Here is a 19,691-nt window from a genome sequence, read left to right on the forward strand (position 1 = left end):
ACCGTGCCGCGTAATAGTATTTTACAGAATCGCCCATTAGGGCTAATTTTGTTTCTATTCAGTCTATAATCCATTGGGGTTTGCCATGGCAGTCCGCCCCTCGTTGCGCTCGATTTCCGGGCTCTCTCTCGGTGCGTCCATTCCGGTTCAGGCGATTACCTCGCGAGGGGCCATCGTGTCCGCCATCGACGCGGCGATCGACGATCTGGTGCTGATCCCGCGCGCGCCCGATGTCATCAAGAACATCTTCGAAAAGTCCCGGCCGGGCACACCCGCGCTTCGGGTCGACGACCTGCTGGCCCTCCGGATCGAGCTGCGCAATTGCGAGATCGTGCCGGGCAGCCCGCCGAAGATCCGCAAGACGGCGGGCGGCACCGGGCGGCTGATCCTGCATTTCCCGCCCCAGACGGTGACCGAAGAAACCTTCTTCCAGCCGCCGCCGCCCAAGATCGGCAAGCCGGTTCCGGCAGAACCGAAATACGCCAATCCCAAGGACCAACCCAAGCCCGAGCCCGCCAACCCGGCCGCCGACGAGGTCCTGCGTGAGCCGCCGATCCGGGCGCGCATCGCCGATGAATCGCGGCTCTCCTTCCTGGTGCCCGAGGGCTTCGAGATCGACTATACGCTCGAAGGCGTGCTGGCGGCCTGCCAGACGCTGACCCTGTCGGTGGCCAGCAATGCCAAGCCGCGCAGCCAGCCCAGCCTGTTCCTGCCGCTGACCGACCTGATCCGTAACGGCGCGCTGAACGCGCTGTCGGTCAAGGCGCGCGCGCAGTTGGCCGGCCATGTGGCGTCCTCGTTCCGGCTGGCGGCCAGCGACGGCGGCGACATCACCACGCTGCGCGCCCGTCAGGCCAGCGCCAATGCGGCGGTCTTCGAACGCATCCCCGACCGGGTGATCGTGGCCCCGGGTGGCGCGAAGCCCCGGCCCGGCAACCCCACCGCGACGACCACCGCCATCGAGATGCCCTGGCGGCTGATCGTATCGCCCCATGCGGGGGCGAAATGGCGCCATGCGACGCGGCCCGCGCTGTCGGCCTCGACCGCGCATGTCGAGCTTTGGCACACGCGGATGGTCACGCCCGGGTCCGACGGCACCGAGATCCCGCCGCCCTATGCCGATCCGGCCCGCACCATTCGCGCAGTCTGGGCGCGCTCGGGCACCGGTTCCGAGGCCGCGAACCCGCCCATGGGACCCGCCTGGCCCACACGCTCGCCGGGGGTGCCGCCGAGCCAGCCCAACGATGCGCTGCCATTGCCGGGCGGGCGGCCGTTCCGGATGCCGCTGGACGATTTCGACCGGTTCCAGATCGCGCATCTCTCTTCGAACTTCTCGGTCACCGGCTACACGCCCGAACCCGTCGATACCAACCTTCTGATGCTGTCCTCGCTGGGCGGCTGGCTCGATTCGCGCGGGTCCTGGAACCCGCCGGGCCTGTCGGTCGAGGAATGGGTGCATCGCGGCGCGATGGGCCGGGACCATTACGTCAAGGTCGTCTATCGCGGCTGCCTCTGCCCGCTGAACTGCCGGGTCTCGCTGGTCAAGGTGACCGAACGCAAGTTCCACAAGCGTAGTTCCGAAACGCCCGGCTCGCAGGACGGCTATGACCGCAGCCAGCACGCCTATCTGCGCCAGCGCTATTTCATCATCATCCGCGAACGGGTGCTGACCTTCGACGACGCGCTGTTCCATGCCGCGAAAAGCACCGACAACAAAGTCAATTTCGCCCGCCAGTTCCCGTTCTCGAAAATCGAGATCCTGACCGAGCGCACGCCCGATCTGGACGATCCGGTCGATACCGACGTGTCGAATGCGGGCCAGTTGTTCTTTTGGCCCGCGGTCAATGGCGAACCGTTCCGGTTCCAATGCGCGGGCACCGATCTTGACGGCCATCGGGTGCTGTTCGATCTGCCGATGATCTTCATGGACAATACCGTGTCCTGCCCGCGGATCTTCAACCCGGTGACCGAACGGCTCGACGCGGACTATCCCGCCGCCGCCTTCAATGCCGCGACCGCCGCCGAGGAATACGCGAAATGGCCCCAGCGCCATACCGTGCCCCTCGAGTTCCAGCGCGTGGCGCTGGCCACCTCGGCCAAGTCCGGCGACACCGCCGTCGAAGTCGAGGAGATGGTGCTGGGCGCCGAGGCGCCGAGGCGCGGCGCGCCGGGCCAGCAACCCATCCGCAACGCCACCATCGAGGCCTGGAGCCGCGATCTGTCGCGCGCGCTTTTCCTGCCGAAGATCGTTCAGACCACCGCGCGGCTCGGGCCGGTGAACCAGCTGACCGGCTCGACCCGTACCAACCGGCTGAGCTGGAACGCGCGCTATCTGCAATTCGGGTTCGCCGCCGGTCCCGGCGCCCCGGTCGGTCAGCGCAACGTGGGCGAGGTCTTCGCCGATATCGTGCAAAGCCCGGGCATGGGCATGCTCGACTTCTCGTCCCAGGGCGACAAGTCGGGCGGCTTCGTCCAGCCGAACCTCAGGCCGCGCGCCCTGTCACGGATGGCCGGGCCGGTGATGTCGGACGTGACCCAGTTTCTCGACGGGCAGATGGAGCCGGGGGCGGGGTTCCCGATCTCGGTCAGCGACCTGCCGCTGCCGCTTCTGTTCGGCTGCATTCCGCTGGGCGAGCTGATCAAGGCCGTGACCGACATCGCGGGCGAGGGCGAGAAGGTGCCCCGCTTCGTCTCCGAGGCGGGCACCCAGGTCGAAAGCTTCATCGGTGCGCTGGTCCGGCTTTTCGGGCTGACCTATGACCTGCCGCGCGGGGTGTTGGGGCAGGGGGCGGGCGGTCTGGCCCAGGCGGTCGCGAAGATCACCGATCTGGGTCAGCAGGGGCAGGTGGCCCCGGCCGCATTGCAGGCCGCGCTGGCCAAGCTTTCCGAGATCGAGGCGCTGATCGCGGGGCTCAGGACCACGCTGGAAAGCCTGTCGCAACAGGCGCTTGACGGCATCGGCACGGCGCCCGACTTTGCCGCGCTGCCCGGCCAGATCGCGACGATCCAGACCCGGATCGCCGAGCTTCTGGCCATCGTCAACGGGCCGCAGGGCAATGCCATTCCGGCCAATCTGCGCCAGCAGATCCGGGCCTTCGCGACCGGGCTCGACACCTTGCTGGAAGCGGTCGGGGACAGTGCCGCGCTGTTTTCGGCGGCCAAGGACCTCTGGGACGCGCTTGACGCCATCGTGGGCGATCCGACGGTGCTGGCCAACCTGCTGTCCGACGGGGCCGGGCTGGAAGCGAAGATCAACGATGTCATCGCGGCGCTGGACCCGTTCGAGACCGCGATCCGCGACTTCGACCTTCTGGGCGCGGCGCCCAAGGCCGCGTTCCTCAAGGCGCTGAGCGCGGTCCGCGAGGTGCTGGAGGCGGCGGCCGATCTGGCCGGGCTGATCGAGGCGCTGACCGGGGACGAACTGACCATCCGTTTCGACTGGGCGCCCGAGATCGGCAACTGGCCCGCCGCCGCGGGCGACGAGATCTTCCGCGCGAACGACAAGCGCGGCTTCGTCGTTGCGGTCGAGGGCAAGGTCAAGAAGAACGGCAGTTCCAGCCCGAAAATCGCCGTGACCTGTTCTCTGAACCGCTTCGATCTGGTGCTGATCGGCAAGGCCTCCTTCCTGGAACTGAACTTCGACCGCATCGTCTTCTCGGTCGACAGCGCCGCCAAGATGGATGTCGACGTGGTGCTGGACGACATCCGCTTCGTCGGGCCGCTGTCCTTCGTCGAGACGTTGCGCGACCTGATCCCGCTCGACGGGTTTTCGGACCCGCCCTATCTCGACATCACCCCGCAGGGCATCCATGCGGGCTTCGACATCGCGCTGCCCTCGATCTGCGTCGGTGTGCTGAATATCAACAATCTCAGCCTCGGTGCGGGCTTCACCGTGCCCTTCATCGGCCAGCCGCTGTCGGTCGCCTTCAACTTCTGCACCCGCGAACAGCCCTTCTGCCTGACGGTCTACTGCTTCGGCGGCGGCGGTTTCTTCGGCGTCACCATCGATCCGAGGGGCGTGCAGATCCTCGAGGCGGCCCTGGAATTCGGCGCCTCGCTGTCGGTCGATTTCGGCGTCGCGTCGGGCGGGGTCGAGGTGATGGCGGGCTTCTATTACCGGATGGAGCTGCAAGAGGCCTCGCTGACCGGGTATTTCCGGCTGGGCGGCCATGTCAGCGTGCTGGGGCTGATCTCGGCCTCGCTCGAGCTGTATCTGGAACTGCGCTACGAATTCTCGTCGGGCAAGTGCGTGGGCATGGCCCAGCTGACGATCGAGGTGTCGGTGCTGTTCTTCTCGGGCAGCGTGACCATCCGCTGCCAGAAGAAATTCGCGGGCTCGAACGGCGACCCGACCTTGCGCGAAATGATGGGCTTCGATGCGAGCCTGCCGCTGGCCGACGAGCTGGCGGCGATCTCGGGGCCCGACGTGAATTATGCCTGGCGCGACTATGTCGAGGCCTTCGGCTGAGGGGGAATTACCATGGCAGAGCAGTTTCTGGTCTGGACCGTCCTGCCCTATGGCCGCGTGGCCGACGGGGGCGAACATGACGGCAAGTGGCGGGTCAGCCTTGTAGTCTCGCCCCGTCTGACGCCGCAGGCGCCCGATGAACAGGTGCTGAAAGCCTACGAGCCCTGGCTCGACTGGCCCGCCACGCTGGAGCGGGCAAATTTCCGGGGGCGGATCGGCAGCACGCTGGTGCGCCTGACCCCGGTGTCGAAACCCGACAGCGCTCTCTGGAAACGCTTCTTCACCGAAGAGACCCCGGTTGCGGGTTTCGTCTATACCGACATGAGCCGGGTCAACCTGCGGTCTTACGCGGTGCGCAACGTGCTGGCCTTCGCGCGGCGCCATTACGGGCGGCTCGCGGCGCAGTCGGGCGACGAACATCCGGTTCTCTTGCCCTGGAAGGATGCCGATCCCGCGCTGAAGGGCATGCTGGGCGATCTTGGGACGCGCACCCAGATCATCAATTTCGGCGACCGTTCGGTCGAGGTGCCGCTACCGGGATTCTCGCGCTTCTTCGGCGACGATATCGACAAGATCCTCGACCGGTCCGTCTTCTCGGACCATTCGGTCTTTTCGATGGCCGTGCCCGGGCCGGGCGTCGAGGGCGAGACGGGCACGCCCGATGCGGCCGAAAGCCGGCCGCGCCGCGCATTGCCGCCCGACTGGGTGCCGCCCGCGGCCGCGGGCGCGGCCGCCGGCGTGATGGGGCAGTTCACCTCGGCCGACGAATACACCTTCTATCAGGCCGACCGCTTCTACCGCCGGACCCGCGCGAGCGACCTGGAAAAGCTCAAGCGCCGCCCCGATTTCAAGGACGTGACCCCGCCGCCGCCCGCGCCCGAGTACGATTTCCACCGGATCGTGGCGTCTTATGCCGACTATGGCGATCTGAAACGCGGGCTGGGGCTGGTGATCGACTGCGTGCTCGACACCGGCAAGGTCATCGACGACCGGATCGCGGCGGGCGGCGGCACCGGCATCGGGCAGATGCAGCTGGCGCTGAAATGGGACGGGCCCGCGCCCGGCAAGGACGCCATGCCCCGCACCGCCTGGCTGGCCCGCAAGGACCGGTTCGTGCCGCGCCCGCGCAGCGCGCAGCATGACGCGGGGCTGTTGCGGCTCGAGGACAGCGACGATGGCTGGCAGGTGGCCAAGGACGAAAAGCCCGGTCTCTTCGATCTCTATCAGGTCGATCCCGATGGCGCGGCGCTGAAGACGGTGAACTTCGCGCTGACCGCGCAGAACCTCGTGGCCCGCAGCCTGAGCCTGCGCCAGAGCCATGGCGAGGTGACCTACACGACGCCCGACCGGCAGGGGGTGGCGGCGCTGCGGTCAGGCGGGATCGGGGTGTCGCAGCACGGCCGCGCCACCGATCTGGCCCAACTGGCCGCCGCGGCCGATCTGAAGAATGCCGAGATCGCGGCCGGCAATGCCGACAAGGTGGTGCTGTTTGCCGAGGATGTGCATCGCGGCTATCGCATCGACGTGGCCCGGGTGCCCGACCGGGTCCATCCCGGCGACTGGCAGAGCCTGCAGGCCCGGGTTGGCGACTATCGCGTGATCTCGACCGGCGAGCAGCTGAAATTCCCGCCCGACGAGGGCTATGTCTCGGGCCATTCGGTGTCGGGCGATCCCGACAACGCAGACGAACAGTACCTGCATGAAAGCCTGTTCCGCTGGTCGGGCTGGAGCCTGGCCGCGCCGCGTCCGGGCAGGACCATCCGGTCGGAAACCGGCGAGGACGACAACCTGCAGGCCGAACTGCCCGCCGATGTCACCGACACCGCCGAAAAGGGCAACGATCTGGCCGTCACCTTTGCGGCCCAGAAGGGCAGCCTGCCGCGCCTGCGCTTCGGCGCGCTGTACCGGCTGCGGGCGCGGGTCGTCGATCTGGCGGGCAATTCGCTGGGCCTCAAGGACCCGTCTCTGGGCGATCTGGAACAGGCCAGCGACGCGGTCGGCTACTGGCGCTTCGAGCCGGTCGATCCGCCCGTGCTGGTCCAGCGCGAAAGGCTGAGCGAGGGCGAACAGCTGGAACGGCTGGTGATCCGGTCGAATTTCAACGCAACGACCGGCGAATATCTAAATGACCCCGATTTCCAGGCGGCGGCGGCCGAACCGGCTTCGGCCGATTTCGCCTATACCGAAACCAATCAGCGCCATCTGGTGCCGCCCAAATCCTCGCAGCAGCAATGCGAGACCCATGGCTTCTTCGATCCGTTCTTCGGCGACTGGCAGCGCATCCGCGAGGGCTACGCCATCGCCGCGCGCGAGGCGGGCACGCTTTACGACCCGCTGCCGGGCGCGCAGATCGAGCTGATCACGCCGCAGACGCTGGGGGCGATCGCCACCACGGCGGCCGTGCCGCCCGCGCTGCCCTCGGCTGACAACCCGGTCGGCGACCGGATGGCGGGCGGGCAATACGTGATTCACCGCGAAGCCGCGCTGACCACGCCCTATCTGCCCGACGGGGCGACGGGCGGCATCTCGATCCGGGCGGCGCGCGGCCATGCGTTGCCGGGGATCGACGACGAGATGGTGCTTGGCCCCAGTGCCCGGGTCGTGCGCGACGACCGCGAGCGGTTGATCCTGCTGGTCCGGCATGGCGGGGACTGGCCCAATCTGGCGGGGTTCCGTCTGGTTCTGGCCGAACGCGCCGAAACCGACAGCGACCTGCCCTGTGCCGTCGATTTCCCCGACAGGGGCCTGCCGGTCTGGGACGAGGACAAGCGCGAACTGACCCTTTTCGTCGAGAAAGGCCGGATCGTGCGGCTGCTGTATGCCAGCTTCGTCTCGCCGCGCCATCTGGACAGTTTCGGCATCCCGCACTGGACCGAGTCGGCCAAGGCCGCCGAGGCCTGCCGCAAGGCCGCCTCGATGGGCACCAACTGGCTGATGACGCCCTATCGCCCGCTGACGCTGGTCCATGCCACACAGGCGCCGGTCTGCCGCCCCGAGATGATCCAGATGATCACGAGCCGGGGCAGGGGCGACCGCGAGCTGCGCCTCTCCTGCCGTCAGGTGCGGCTGCACGGGCCCTCGACCGGCAAGATCGAGATCGAGGCCGACTGGTCGGAATGGGTCGACGACATCGCCAAACCCCGGCCCGAGCGTGTCGCCTTTCGCGGCCAGCTGGGCGAGGTGCGGCTGGCCGAGAACCACCCCAACGCTCTGGTGCTTTCGACGGCGGTTTCGGCGCAGCTGACCGACCCCGAGGCCAAGCGCGGCGACGTGCATGATCTTGGCGACACCCGGTTCCGGCTGATCGCCTACCGGATGCGCGCAACGACCCGGTTCCGCGAATACCTGCCGCCCGCGCTTTACGGGCGAACCGATCTGGTCACGCAGCTGGGGCCGGTTGCGCTGGGCGAGGCGATGGCCCTGCCGCCCGAGGACGACATGGGGGCGCCCGTGCTGCCCGATCCCGCGGGCTCGACCGCGCAGACCCGGGTGCTGGCCTCGGCCCCGCCCAAAGACCCGCGGTTGCTGTATGTCGTGCCCACCTTCCGCTGGAGCCGCAGCACCGGCGCGACCGGCTATACCGCGACGCGGACCGGCAACGGGTTGCGGGTCTGGCTCGACCGGCCCTGGTTCAGTTCGGGCGATGGCGAGTTGCTGGGGGTGGTCCTTCACCGCGATGGCGGCAATTTCAACGAGATCCCGGAACGGTACGAAAAGCTCGTCACCCAATGGGGGACCGATCCGCTCTGGCAAAGCCCGGCACCCAAACAGACGATCCGCGACGCCGACTTCCCGGCCCGGGTGACCGCCGAAACGCTGGCGCTGCAGGAACAGCGCCCGGGTGATCCCTCTGTACGGATCGTCGGGCATCGGGTGCATTGGGATGACGACCGGCGGCTTTGGTATTGCGATATCGAACTGTCGCCCGGGTCGAGCTACATGCCCTTCGTGCGGCTGGCGCTGGTGCGCTATCAGCCCAATGCGATGCCGGGGGCCAGGATCTCGCGCGTGGTTCTGGCCGAGTTTGCCCAGGTGCTGCCGCGCCGCCGGGTGCGGGCGACGCGCTCGGGCTCGGTGCTGTCGGTCAGCCTGCACGGGCCGGACCCGGAAAGCGGGCCGCTGCGCTTTGACCGCGACTCCGCTTTCCAGAACGTGTCCTTCGTCAACGGGCCGTTCGAGACCGGCCGCAACCGGGTCGAGATCGTGCTGCAGCGCCAGAAGGACGGGATCGACAGCGATCTGGCCTGGGAAGACGTGCAGGTGCTGCACGACCATGTCGTGGGCGAGGAAGAGGAAGGCGGCATCGGCCCTGTCTTCTCGCCGGGGGGGCTGTCCGCGGCCCGCGACGGGGTGCTGTCGCTTGACCGTCCCGCGGGGACGGGGGCGCTCTCGGCCACCGTGTCGCCCGGACCCGCCGGGGGCCGCATCGTGACACCGGCGGCGGGTGGCCGGGTCACCCTGCCGCCCGCCGAGGATCGCAGTCTGGCCATCGGCCGCGCGCTTGGCACCGCGATGGGCGGCACGATCGGGGATCTGGTCACACCGACCCGCCCGATCGACCCGTTCCTGCCCGATCCCGCCTTCTGGGACGCCAGCGTGACGCTGCCCGGCGGTGCGGGGCCGCGCCGCATTCTGGTCCGCGAGTTCGAGCGGTTCTATTCCGACAACACGGTCAACGAGCGCCATGGCGGACGGCTCTTCCCGCGCCGGATCATCGAGGAACGTCTGGTCTTTGCCGAAACCTTCGACCCCGAGGCCCTGCTGGTCCGCTGACCCCGCTTCGGGGCCGTCGGGGGCTAGGCGTCGTCCGCGTCGCGGGCGCGGGCGAATTGCGCGGCCCCCGCGACGGGCGGCACCCAGCGTTCGCGGCGGATGGTCCAGGTCTCGTAGTCTGGCACGAAAAGGTCGGGCGTATCGAGCGTCCCCAGATGCATCTCGACCTCGTCGCCGCTGCGGGCGAAGACCGACGCGCCGCAGACCGGGAAGAAATACCGCCCCCGATAGTGCTTGGGCGCGCCCTCGACCGTGACCGCGGCCTCGGGAAAGATCGCTGCGGCATAGAAGACGGCGCCATGATGCTTGCGGCAGTCCAGGCAATGGCAGACGGCCACCCGAAGCGGCGGGCCGGCCGCCTCCAGCCGGACCGCCCCGCAAAGGCATCCGCCGGTGACCGGGGTCATGGTCTGCCTCCGTCGGTCCCGGTGCCCTGCGCACAGGCACGGGCAGGGGCAGGGGCAGGGGCTTGAACAGATGGCCAGTCCTGCCGCCGATTGACATCGGGTCCGGGCGGCCTGCCCGAAACCGGTCCCCGGGACCGGCGTCCGGGGGGCCAACCGGGAACCCGCGCCCGCGCCCGAACGTTGGCCGCCCGTAAGGGAAAAATCGGGAAAGCGAGGGTCATGTCCGTCATCATTGCGATCATTCTTTATCTTGTCACGGCGCTGGTGTTTCTGGCGCTCGATGCGCTGATGCTGCGCAAGGTCATGCAGCCGCTTTTCGCGCGCTATCTCGGCGACTGGATGCGGGACCGTCCGCGCATGGGGGCGGCGGCGGTCTTCTATCTGGCGTATGTGCTGGGGCTTGTCTGGCTGGTGTCCTGGCCCGCACTGGTGCGCGGCAATCCGGGGCAGGCGCTGATCGAAGGCATGGTGGTCGGTGCGATGGCCTACGGCACCTATGAATTCACCAACTTCGCCACGCTGCGGCGCTGGTCGCCGGTTCAGGTGGCGCTCGATACCTGCTGGGGAACCTTGCTGACCGGGGTCTCGGCCTGCATCGGGGTCTATGTGGCGCGCATCTTCGTCTGACGCGCCGCCTTCCGGCAGACCCTTCTAAGGTCAGGTTCCCGGGGAAGGGTGGCAGCCGGTGCCGCCACCTCCCGCGCGACCGATTACAGGGCCTTCAGATCCCCGGCCGACTTGCGACCGTCGCGGCCTTCGATCATCTCGTAGGCGATCTTCTGGTTGTCGGTCAGGCCGGTCATGCCGGCGCGTTCGACGGCGGAAATGTGCACGAAAACGTCCTTGCCGCCATCGTCGGGCGCGATGAAGCCATAGCCTTTGGTGGTGTTGAACCATTTCACGGTGCCGGTGGGCATCGTCTGTCTCCTCGGTCGTTTCCGCGCCCGCGGGATTGCGGCGCGGCAGGTCACAGCCAGGTCTTCCAGTCTCCCGGCTGCCCCTGAAGGAGGAGCGGTCGTCCAGGTCGTCTGCCGTCACACAAGAAACAATGCAGTAAGAATCGTGAAAAAATCAAGAGCCCTGTAGATTGCACCGTAATCTCGGCTAGGTTGCGCCCGGAAACAATCGAGGTTTGGAATGGTAATTTACGGTTTAAAAACCTGCGACACTTGCCGGAAAGCAAAGGCGGCGCTGGAGCGCGCGGGCAAGCCGGTCACGTTTCACGACGTGCGCGCGGCGCCGTTGCCGCGGGCCGAGATCGCGCGGTTTCTCCAGACGCTGGGACCGGATCTGGTGAACCGGCGCTCGACCACCTGGCGCGAGCTGGACGAGGCGGCGCGGGCGGCCGATCCGCTCGATCTGCTCGAGGCCCATCCGACGCTGATGAAACGTCCGGTGATCGAGGCCGAGGGGCGGCTTTTTCTGGGCTGGGACGCCGCGACCGCGTTGACGCTGGCAAGCTGACGCGGACCGTCCGCGTCCCCGAACAGCAAAAAGGCGCCGGTCGTCCGGCGCCTCTTTCGGTGGTATGTCGCGCGGCTCAGGCCAGATCGGGGGCGCGCGCCTCGGCGGCCAGTTGCGGCAGCAGGCTGTCGAAGGCCACGGTTTCGGTCCGGGTCTCGCCCAGACGGCGCACCGACACGGTCCGGTCCTCGACCTCGCGCTGGCCGATGGCAAGGATCACCGGCACCTTGGACAGCGAGTGTTCGCGGACCTTGTAGTTGATCTTCTCGTTACGGATATCGGCCTCGGCCCGCACACCCGCCGCGCGCAGGGCCGCGACGATCTCCTGCACATAGGCATCGGCATCCGACACGATCGAGGCCACCACGACCTGCCGCGGCGCGATCCAGAATGGCAGCTTGCCGGCATAGTTCTCGATCAATATGCCGATGAAGCGTTCGAACGAGCCCACGACCGCGCGGTGCAGCATGATCGGCCGGTGCTTGTCGCCATCGGCGCCGATATAGGTCGCGTCCAGCCGCTCGGGCAGGTTGGGGTCGACCTGCAGCGTGCCGCATTGCCAGTCGCGCCCGATGGCATCGCGCAGCACGAATTCCAGCTTCGGCCCGTAGAACGCGCCTTCGCCCTCGTTGATCTCGTACTCATACCCCGCGGCACGGCAGGCCGAGCCCAGCGCCGCTTCGGTGCGGTCCCAGCTTTCGTCGCTGCCGATGCGTTTCTCGGGCCGGGTCGACAGCTTGACCCGCCAGTTCTCGAAGCCGAGATCGGCATAGATCTTCGCCAGGAAGTCGATGAACTTCTTCGCTTCGGCCTCGATCTGGTCCTCGGTGCAGAAGATATGGGCGTCGTCCTGGGTAAAGCCGCGTACCCGCATGATGCCATGCAGCGCGCCCGAGGGCTCATAGCGGTTGCAGGACCCGAATTCGGCCATCCGCAGGGGCAGGTCGCGATAGGACTTGAGGCCCTGGTTGAAGATCTGCACGTGGCAGGGGCAGTTCATCGGCTTCAGCGCGTTGATGGCCTTCTGGCGGGCATGCTCCTCGTCCACTTCGACGATGAACATGTTTTCCTGATAATTGTCCCAGTGGCCCGACTTTTCCCACAGCTTGCGGTCCACGACCTGCGGGGTGTTGACCTCGACATAGCCGTCGCGTTCCTGCTGGCGGCGCATGTAATCCTGCAGCGTGGTGTAGATCTTCCAGCCGTTCGGGTGCCAGAAGATCTGGCCCGGGGCTTCTTCCTGCAGGTGGAACAGGTCCATCTCGCGGCCCAGACGGCGGTGGTCGCGCTTTTCGGCCTCTTCGAGGAAGGTCAGGTAATCCTTCAGATCCTGCCGGGTGCGGAAGCCCACGCCATAGATCCTCTGCAGCATCGGCCGGTTGGAATCGCCCCGCCAATAGGCACCCGCGACCTTCATCAGCTTGAAGGCATCGCCCGGCACCTGGCCCGTATGCTGCAGATGCGGGCCGCGGCAGAGGTCCTGCCAGTCGCCATGCCAGTACATCCGGATCTGCTGATCCTCGGGGATCATGCCGACAAGCTCGACCTTGTAGGGCTCGTTATTGTCCTCGTAATGCTTGATCGCGCGGGCGCGGTCCCAGATCTCGGTACGGACCGGGTCGCGGGCGTTGATGATCTCTTTCATCTTCGCCTCGATCTGGCCCAGATCCTCGGGGGTGAAGGGCTCGGCGCGGTCGAAATCGTAATACCAGCCGTTGTCGATGACCGGGCCGATGGTGACCTTCACATCGGGCCACAGCGCCTGCACCGCCCGCGCCATGATATGCGCAAGGTCGTGCCGGATCAGTTCCAGCGCCGGGGCGTCGTCCTTCATGGTGTTGATGGCGATCGAGGCATCTTCGGTGATCGGCCATTGCAGGTCGAAATGGCGGCCATTGACCTGCGCCGAAATCGCCTTCTTGGCCAGGGAGTTGGAGATGCTCGCGGCAATCTCGGCGGGGGTGGTCCCGGCCTCGACCGCGCGTTGATTGCCATCGGGGAAAGTGAGAGTGATCTGGCCCATGATCGGCCTCCTCGTCGGTTTGGCGCCCACGGAACGCCCGGTTGCGGGTTATGTCGGTTGGTCTAGTGAACCTGCGCGGGGCTCAAGTCAAGCCGCACGGGCTGCGGCAGGGCGGCCCGGGCGGCAATGGTGGCAAGGGGGAGGCTCAGGTCCCCCGGATCAGGCGAGTTCGGCCAGCCTCTCGAGAGCGACGCGCAGTTTCGCGGCCTCTTCGGTCTTGGCGGCGACCAGGTCCCTGGTTTCCTCGACCACGTCCTCGGGGGCGCTTTCGACGAATTTCGGGTTCTTCAACCGGCCTTCGAGCCCCTTGAGGTCCTTTTCCAGCTTGGAAAGCGTCTTTTCCAGCCGCGCCTTTTCCTCGGCCACGTCGATGATGCCCTCAAGCGGCAGGGCAAAGGCGCCGCCCTCGACCGCGATGGTCACGCAGCCCTTGGGCAGGGTCTTCGCCTCGGTCAGGCTTTCGATCCGGGCCATGCGCTGGATCATCGCCTCGTTCCGCGTCCAGGCGGTTTTGCCCGCTTGGTCCAGCTCGGTGTAAAGCATCGCGATCTTGGCGCCCGCGGGCACGTTCATCTGGGCCCGGGCCGAGCGGATTTCCTCGATCAGCGCGATCACCCAGTTCATCTCGCGGTCGGCGCCCGCGTCGATCAGATCGGCGCCATAGGCGGGCCAGTCGGCATGGACCAGCATCTTGGGCCGCTCGGCGGTCGTGGCCCAAAGCTCCTCGGTGATATAGGGCATGATCGGGTGCAGCAGGATCAGGCACTGGTCGATGACCCAGGCCATCGTCGCCCGCGTCTCGGCCTTCTGCGCGTCGGTGCCGTCCATCAGCAGCGGTTTCGAGAATTCCACATACCAGTCGCAGACCTTGCCCCAGACGAAGGCATAAAGCGCGTTGGCCGCGTCGTTGAAGCGGTAGGCCGCCAGCGCCTCGTCGACCGCCTCGCGGACGCGCGCAACCTCGCCCACGATCCACTTGTTCACGGTCTCGGTGGGGGCGGGGATGTCCCCGGTCGGCGCATAGCCTTCGAAGACGCCGTTCATCTCGGCAAAGCGGGTGGCGTTCCAGATCTTGGTGCCGAAATTGCGGTAGCCCGCGATCCGGCTGGTCGACAGCTTCAGATCGCGCCCCATGGCGGCCATGGCGGTCAGGGTGAAGCGCACCGCATCGGCGCCGTATTCGTCGATCAGCTCCAGCGGGTCGAGCACGTTGCCCAGGCTTTTCGACATCTTCTTGCCCTTCTCGTCGCGGACGAGGGCATGGACATAGACGGTGTGGAACGGGATCTGGTCGACCACGGCCAGCTGCATCATCATCATCCGGGCGACCCAGAAGAAGATGATGTCGAAGCCGGTGATCAGCACATCGGTCGGGAAGTATTTCGCCAGTTCAGAGGTCTTCTCGGGCCAGCCGAGCGTGCCGATGGGCCAGAGGCCGGACGAGAACCAGGTGTCGAGGACGTCGGGGTCGCGGCAGAGACCCACCGAAGTAAGACCCTTTGTGTCGTGGTCTTCGAACATGAGCGGGATTCTCCCGCTCATGTCCGGGAAAACTTCTTCAATGTGGCAGCCGTAAGCACGCCGCGCCGCTTTTGCGACGTCTTCAAAGCTTGAGCCAACAAACTGAATTGATTGTTTGTCTGGGCTTAGGGTTCCAATGCCGCTTTCGACGGCGTGATTAAATGCCGGCCCGTACCACACCGGGATCTGGTGGCCCCACCAGAGCTGGCGGCTGATGCACCAGGGCTCGATGTTCTCCAGCCAGTGGAAATAGGTCTTGGCGTCGCGTTCGGGCAGGATGCGGGTGTAGCCGGCCTTTTGGTCGAACGTGCCCGCCTCCTGCGCCGCCATGCCCTTGCGGACAGCGTCGAGCGCGGGGCCCACGATCTTCTGCGTGTCGACGAACCACTGGTCGGTCAGATAGGGCTCGATGGCGGTTTTGGACCGGTCGCCATGGGGCACCATGTGCCGGTCGCTGTCGATGCCGTCGAGCCAGCCCTCGGCCTCGGCCTCGGCGACGATGGCCTTGCGCGCCTCGTAGCGGTCGAGCCCGTCGAACCGGGCGATGGCGTCGGCCACCAGCGCCGCGTCGCAACCTTCGGCGAAATCGGCATTGTCCTTCAGGAATATCGCAGCGCGGGTCGACATGATGTTGATGGCCCGAAGCCCCGTGCGCTGGCCGACGCCCCAGTCGTTGAAATCATGCGCGGGCGTGATCTTGACGGCCCCGGTGCCCTTGGTCGGGTCGGCATAGTCGTCGGCCACGATCGGGATCGACCGGCCGCACAGCGGCAGCCGCACGGTCTTGCCGATAAGGTGCCGGTAGCGCGCGTCCTCGGGGTGCACGGCAACGCCGGTATCGCCCAGCATGGTCTCGGGGCGGGTGGTGGCGACGACCAGATAGTCGCGGGTCTCGAAGGCGGTGGGTTTGCCCTCTTCGTCGAATTCGACCGGGTGCTCGTAGGTCGCGCCATCCTCCAGCGGATAGCGCAGGCGCCACATGTTGCCATCGACCTCGACCTGCTCGACCTCAAGATCGGAAATCGCGGTCTCGAAATGGGGGTCCCAGTTCACCAGCCGCTTGCCGCGATAGATGAGGCCCTTGTTGTACATGTCCACGAAGACCTTGATGACGGCATCGTGGAAGTTGCCGTCCTCGCCCGCGGGCGCGCCGGGCGCGCCCGACATGGTGAAGGCGTTGCGCGACCAGTCGCAGGAGGCGCCCAGCCGTTTCAGCTGGTTGACGATGGTGCCGCCCGACTGGCCCTTCCAGGCCCAGACCTTTTCAAGGAATTTCTCGCGTCCCATCTCGCGGCGGCCGGGATTGCCTTCTTTCGCCAGTTCGCGCTCGACCACCATCTGGGTCGCGATGCCCGCATGGTCCTGACCCGGCTGCCACAGCGTGTCGAAGCCGCGCATCCGGTGCCAGCGCACCAGAATGTCCTGCAGCGTGTTGTTGAAGGCGTGACCCATATGCAGGCTGCCGGTCACGTTCGGCGGCGGGATCATGATGCAGAAGGTCTCGGGGCGCGAGGCATTCGCTCCGGCGGTGAAGCAGCCGGCCTTTTCCCAGGCCTCGTAAAGGCGCGGTTCCGCCGTTGCGGCGTCGAAAGTCTTTTCCATGGGCATCGGAGGTCCCTTGCATCGAATTGGGCTGCGGCGTGATTAGCGAAAGGCGGCGCCAAGGCCAAGCCCTCTGGACAGATGCCCCCCTGCCGCTACCCTCGCCGCAACAGGGAGGACAGGACAGATGGATACGAAATTCGGCAAGAGCCAGACCGGCGTGCGGTTCGAGGACCTGCGCTTTCTGACCGGCCAGGGACGCTATGTCGACGATATCGCCCCGGCCTCGGCGCTGCATGCGGTGTTTCTGCGCAGCCCGGTCGCCCATGCCGAGATCCGCGCGTTGGATGTAAGCCGGGCGGCTGCGGCGCCCGGGGTCGTGGCGGTGCTGACCGCGGCCGATCTGGCCGCGGCGGGGGTCGATCTGTCGATGCGCGCGACCGTGGTCACCAATCGCGACGGCAGCACGGGCGCCGCGCCCGCGCGGCCCGTGCTGGCCCGGGACCGCGTGCGCTTCGTCGGCGAGGCCATGGCCGTGGTGATCGCCGAGACCCCGCTGGCCGCCAAGGATGCCGCCGAAGAGATCGAGTTCGACCTGCACGATCTGGACCCGCACCTGGCGCTGACCGTGGGCGGGCCGCAGATCCATGCCGAGGCGCCGCTGAACCTTGCCTATGACTGGGCGATGGGCGACGAGGCGGCGGTGCACGAGGCGTTCCGCTCGGCGGCGCATACGGTGCGGCTGGAGGTTCCGGACAATCGGGTGATCGTCAATGCGATGGAGCCGCGCGGCGCCTGGGCCGAGTGGTCGGACGGGCGGCTGCATCTGTGCGTGAACGGGCAGGGGGTCTGGGGGCAGAAGGCCAAGCTGGCGGCGATGCTGGGGCTGCCCGAAGACGCGGTGCGCGTGACCAACCCCGATGTCGGCGGCGGTTTCGGGATGAAGGCGATGAGCTATCCCGAATATTACGTCATCGCCCATGCCGCGCGGGCGCTGGGCCGGCCGGTGCGCTGGATGTCGGACCGGACCGAGGCGATGCTGACCGACAATGCGGGCCGCGATCTCGTCTCGGTAGTCGAAATCGCCTTCGATGCCGGGCACCGCATCACCGGCTACAGGGTCGAGACGATTTCCAACCTGGGTGCCTACAATTCCGAATTCGCCCAGCTGATCCAGTCAGAGCTGTTCTCGAAGGTGCTGACCGGGGTCTACGACATTCCGGCGGCCTATCTGGCGGTGAAGGGCGTCTACACCAACACGACCCAGGTCGACGCCTATCGCGGCGCCGGGCGGCCCGAGGCGATCTACGCGCTCGAACGCACGATGGATCTTGCGGCCCGCGAACTGGGCATCGACCCCTGGGAGCTTCGGCGGCGAAATTTCATCGCGCCCGCGGCCTTCCCCTACCGCACGCCCACCGGCGAGACCTACGATGTGGGCGATTTCGCCCGGGTTCTGGCGCGCGTCGAGGCGGTCGCCGACCGCGCGGGATTTGCCGCGCGCAAGGCCGAAAGCGCGGCGCGCGGGCGGCTTCGGGGGCTTGGGCTGTGCTGCTACATCGAGTCGATCCTCGGCGATCCGACAGAAGGCGCCGAGATCGAGTTCTGCGCGGATGGGACGGTCAATCTTTATGTCGGCACCCAGTCGAACGGGCAGGGGCACGAGACGGTCTATGCCCGCTTTCTGGCCGACCGGACCGGGCTGCCGGTCGAGGCGATCCGGGTGATCCAGGGCGACAGCGACCGCATCGCCTCGGGCGGCGGGACCGGTGGCTCGCGCTCGGTCACCACTCAGGCCAGCGCGACGCTCGCGGCGGTCGAGGTCATGGTCGCGGCGTTCACGCCGTTCCTGGCGGCCGAGATGGGCGTCGATCCCGGGGTGCTCGGCTTCGACGAGGGCCGGTTCCGGGCGCCGGGCTCGAACCTGACGCCGGGGCTGATCGAGGCGGCGGCGATGGCGCGGGCGGCGGGGCGGACGGATCTGTTGCGCCACCGCGCGGCCTACACCCTGCCGGGGCGCTCCTATCCCAACGGCGCCCATGTCGCCGAGGTCGAGATCGACCCCGAGACCGGCGAGACGCGGGTGCTGCGCTACGCGGTGACCGACGATTTCGGCAATCTGGTCAATCCGCGTCTGGCCGAGGGGCAGGTCCATGGCGGGGTGGCGCAGGGGCTCGGCCAGGCGCTCTGCGAACGGGTGGTGCATGATGACTACGGCCAGCTTCTGACCGCGAGTTTCATGGACTATGCCATGCCGCGTGCCGCCGACATGCCCTTCGTGACCTTCACGACCGAACCCGTGCCCTCGACGACGAATCCCCTGGGCATGAAGGGTTGCGGCGAGGCCGGGACGGTGGGGTCGATGGCGGCGGTCGGCAATGCGGTGCTGGACGCGCTCTGGGACAAGGGGGTGCGCCGGGCCGACATGCCGTTCACCCCGGAACGGGTCTGGCGCCTGCTGCAGTCCGCAGACTGACGCCCTCCCCGCGGGGCCACGAATTTTCGCAGAAAATTCGGACCGGTCGTCCTTGGCGGACGCCCGGTGCCGCGTCGCTCAGGCGACCTTTTCCAGATGCGCCTCGGGCAGCACGCCCAGCGCATGACAGATGTCGCGCGTCAGGTACGGCTTGTTCAGCGTGTAGAAGTGGAAATCCCGCACGCCCCCTTCCATCAGCTCGGTGCAAAGCTCGGTCGCCATCGCCTTGCCCAGAAGCTCTTCGCGGCCGTCGCGGATCGCGGTCTGGAAGGCCTCGTCGATGCCCGGCGGGACATGCGCCCCGCAGCGGTCGGCAAAGCGGCGCACGCCCGCCCATTTCTCGATCGGCAGGATGCCGGGGATGATCTTCGCGCCGTCGATCCCCTGCTTCTCGCAGGCATCGCGGAACCGGAAGAAGGTCTCGGCCTCGAAGAAGAACTGGGTAATGGCCGAATCCGCGCCCGCCTCGAACTTGCGTTTCAGCCAGAGCACATCGGCATCGGCCGAGCCCGCCTCGGGATGCGGGTCGGGATAGGCGCCGACGCGCAGGCGGAACTTGCCGGTCGCGGCCAGCGCCTCGATCAGCTCGCAGGAATTGGCAAAACCCTCTGGATGCGGACGGAACGCGCCCTGGTCCTTCGGCGGGTCGCCCCGCAGCGCGACGATCTCGGTCACGCCCGACGCCGCATAGGAGTCGGCGATTTCCAGCGTCTCGGCCCGGGTGGCGTCCACGCAGGTCAGATGAGCGGCCACGTTCAGCTTGTAATGGTTGTGGATCGTCGCCACCGCCTCATGGGTCAGCTTTCGGGTGGTCCCGCCCGCCCCGTAGGTTACAGACACGAAGGCGGGTTTCAGCGGCGCCAGCGCCTGAGCGGCCTCCCAGAGGCGAAAGCTCGCCTCCAGCGACTGGGGCGGAAAGAATTCGAAGGATACGCGCGGGGCAGTCATCGGCTGGCACTCCGTGAGGTCTCGAAGGGTGCAGCCTTGTCGCACAGCCGGGACTGTGAAACAAACTCA

The 19,691-nt window shown here is 67.2% G+C and carries 10 protein-coding genes; 5 read left to right on the forward strand and 5 right to left on the reverse strand.

Annotated elements, in window-relative coordinates; genetic code table 11:
* The first annotated feature begins 175 nt into the window (after positions 1 to 175).
* Positions 176 to 4,468: a hypothetical protein gene (locus BYZ73_RS16565; RefSeq protein WP_220086855.1), complete on the forward strand. Its 4,293-nt coding sequence runs from the start codon at positions 176 to 178 to the stop codon at positions 4,466 to 4,468.
* Between the two features lie 12 nt (positions 4,469 to 4,480).
* On the forward strand, positions 4,481 to 9,241 hold the full coding sequence (locus tag BYZ73_RS16570) for a hypothetical protein (protein WP_112316798.1): 4,761 nt from the start codon (positions 4,481 to 4,483) through the stop codon (positions 9,239 to 9,241).
* A gap of 23 nt (positions 9,242 to 9,264) precedes the next feature.
* Here BYZ73_RS16570 and BYZ73_RS16575 read toward each other — a convergent pair whose 3' ends face one another.
* Positions 9,265 to 9,648 (reverse strand): GFA family protein, encoded by a 384-nt coding sequence (locus BYZ73_RS16575; protein WP_112316799.1) that lies wholly within the window; start codon positions 9,646 to 9,648, stop codon positions 9,265 to 9,267.
* Positions 9,649 to 9,876: 228 nt separating this feature from the next.
* Between BYZ73_RS16575 and BYZ73_RS16580 the strand changes: the two genes are divergently transcribed.
* Positions 9,877 to 10,275, forward strand: a complete 399-nt coding sequence (locus tag BYZ73_RS16580; RefSeq protein ID WP_108023690.1) for a DUF2177 family protein — start codon at positions 9,877 to 9,879, stop codon at positions 10,273 to 10,275.
* An 83-nt stretch (positions 10,276 to 10,358) separates the two neighbouring features.
* On the opposite strand, the gene BYZ73_RS16585 is transcribed toward BYZ73_RS16580, so the two are convergent.
* Positions 10,359 to 10,565 carry a cold-shock protein gene (locus BYZ73_RS16585; RefSeq protein WP_108023109.1) on the reverse strand — a complete coding sequence of 69 codons (207 nt, stop codon included), beginning with the start codon at positions 10,563 to 10,565 and terminating at the stop codon, positions 10,359 to 10,361.
* A gap of 220 nt (positions 10,566 to 10,785) precedes the next feature.
* On the opposite strand from BYZ73_RS16585, the gene BYZ73_RS16590 reads away from it, so the two are divergent.
* Positions 10,786 to 11,112: an arsenate reductase family protein gene (locus BYZ73_RS16590; protein WP_112316800.1), complete on the forward strand. Its 327-nt coding sequence runs from the start codon at positions 10,786 to 10,788 to the stop codon at positions 11,110 to 11,112.
* A 76-nt stretch (positions 11,113 to 11,188) separates the two neighbouring features.
* Here BYZ73_RS16590 and thrS read toward each other — a convergent pair whose 3' ends face one another.
* Positions 11,189 to 13,135 (reverse strand): threonine--tRNA ligase, encoded by a 1,947-nt coding sequence (gene thrS, locus BYZ73_RS16595; RefSeq protein WP_112316801.1) that lies wholly within the window; start codon positions 13,133 to 13,135, stop codon positions 11,189 to 11,191.
* Between the two features lie 159 nt (positions 13,136 to 13,294).
* Positions 13,295 to 16,264 carry a valine--tRNA ligase gene (locus BYZ73_RS16600; protein ID WP_112316802.1) on the reverse strand — a complete coding sequence of 990 codons (2,970 nt, stop codon included), beginning with the start codon at positions 16,262 to 16,264 and terminating at the stop codon, positions 13,295 to 13,297.
* A gap of 121 nt (positions 16,265 to 16,385) precedes the next feature.
* Here BYZ73_RS16600 and BYZ73_RS16605 point away from each other — a divergent pair, with 121 nt between their 5' ends.
* Positions 16,386 to 18,674, forward strand: a complete 2,289-nt coding sequence (locus BYZ73_RS16605; protein WP_112316803.1) for a xanthine dehydrogenase family protein molybdopterin-binding subunit — start codon at positions 16,386 to 16,388, stop codon at positions 18,672 to 18,674.
* A gap of 78 nt (positions 18,675 to 18,752) precedes the next feature.
* Here BYZ73_RS16605 and metF read toward each other — a convergent pair whose 3' ends face one another.
* The gene (metF, locus tag BYZ73_RS16610; protein ID WP_112316804.1) at positions 18,753 to 19,622 is read right to left on the reverse strand and encodes a methylenetetrahydrofolate reductase [NAD(P)H]; all 870 of its coding nucleotides are present in this window, start codon (positions 19,620 to 19,622) and stop codon (positions 18,753 to 18,755) included.
* Between the last annotated feature and the right edge of the window lie 69 nt (positions 19,623 to 19,691).

It is taken from the genome of Rhodovulum viride (genome assembly GCF_003265965.1).
Taxonomy (GTDB): domain Bacteria; phylum Pseudomonadota; class Alphaproteobacteria; order Rhodobacterales; family Rhodobacteraceae; genus Rhodovulum; species Rhodovulum kholense.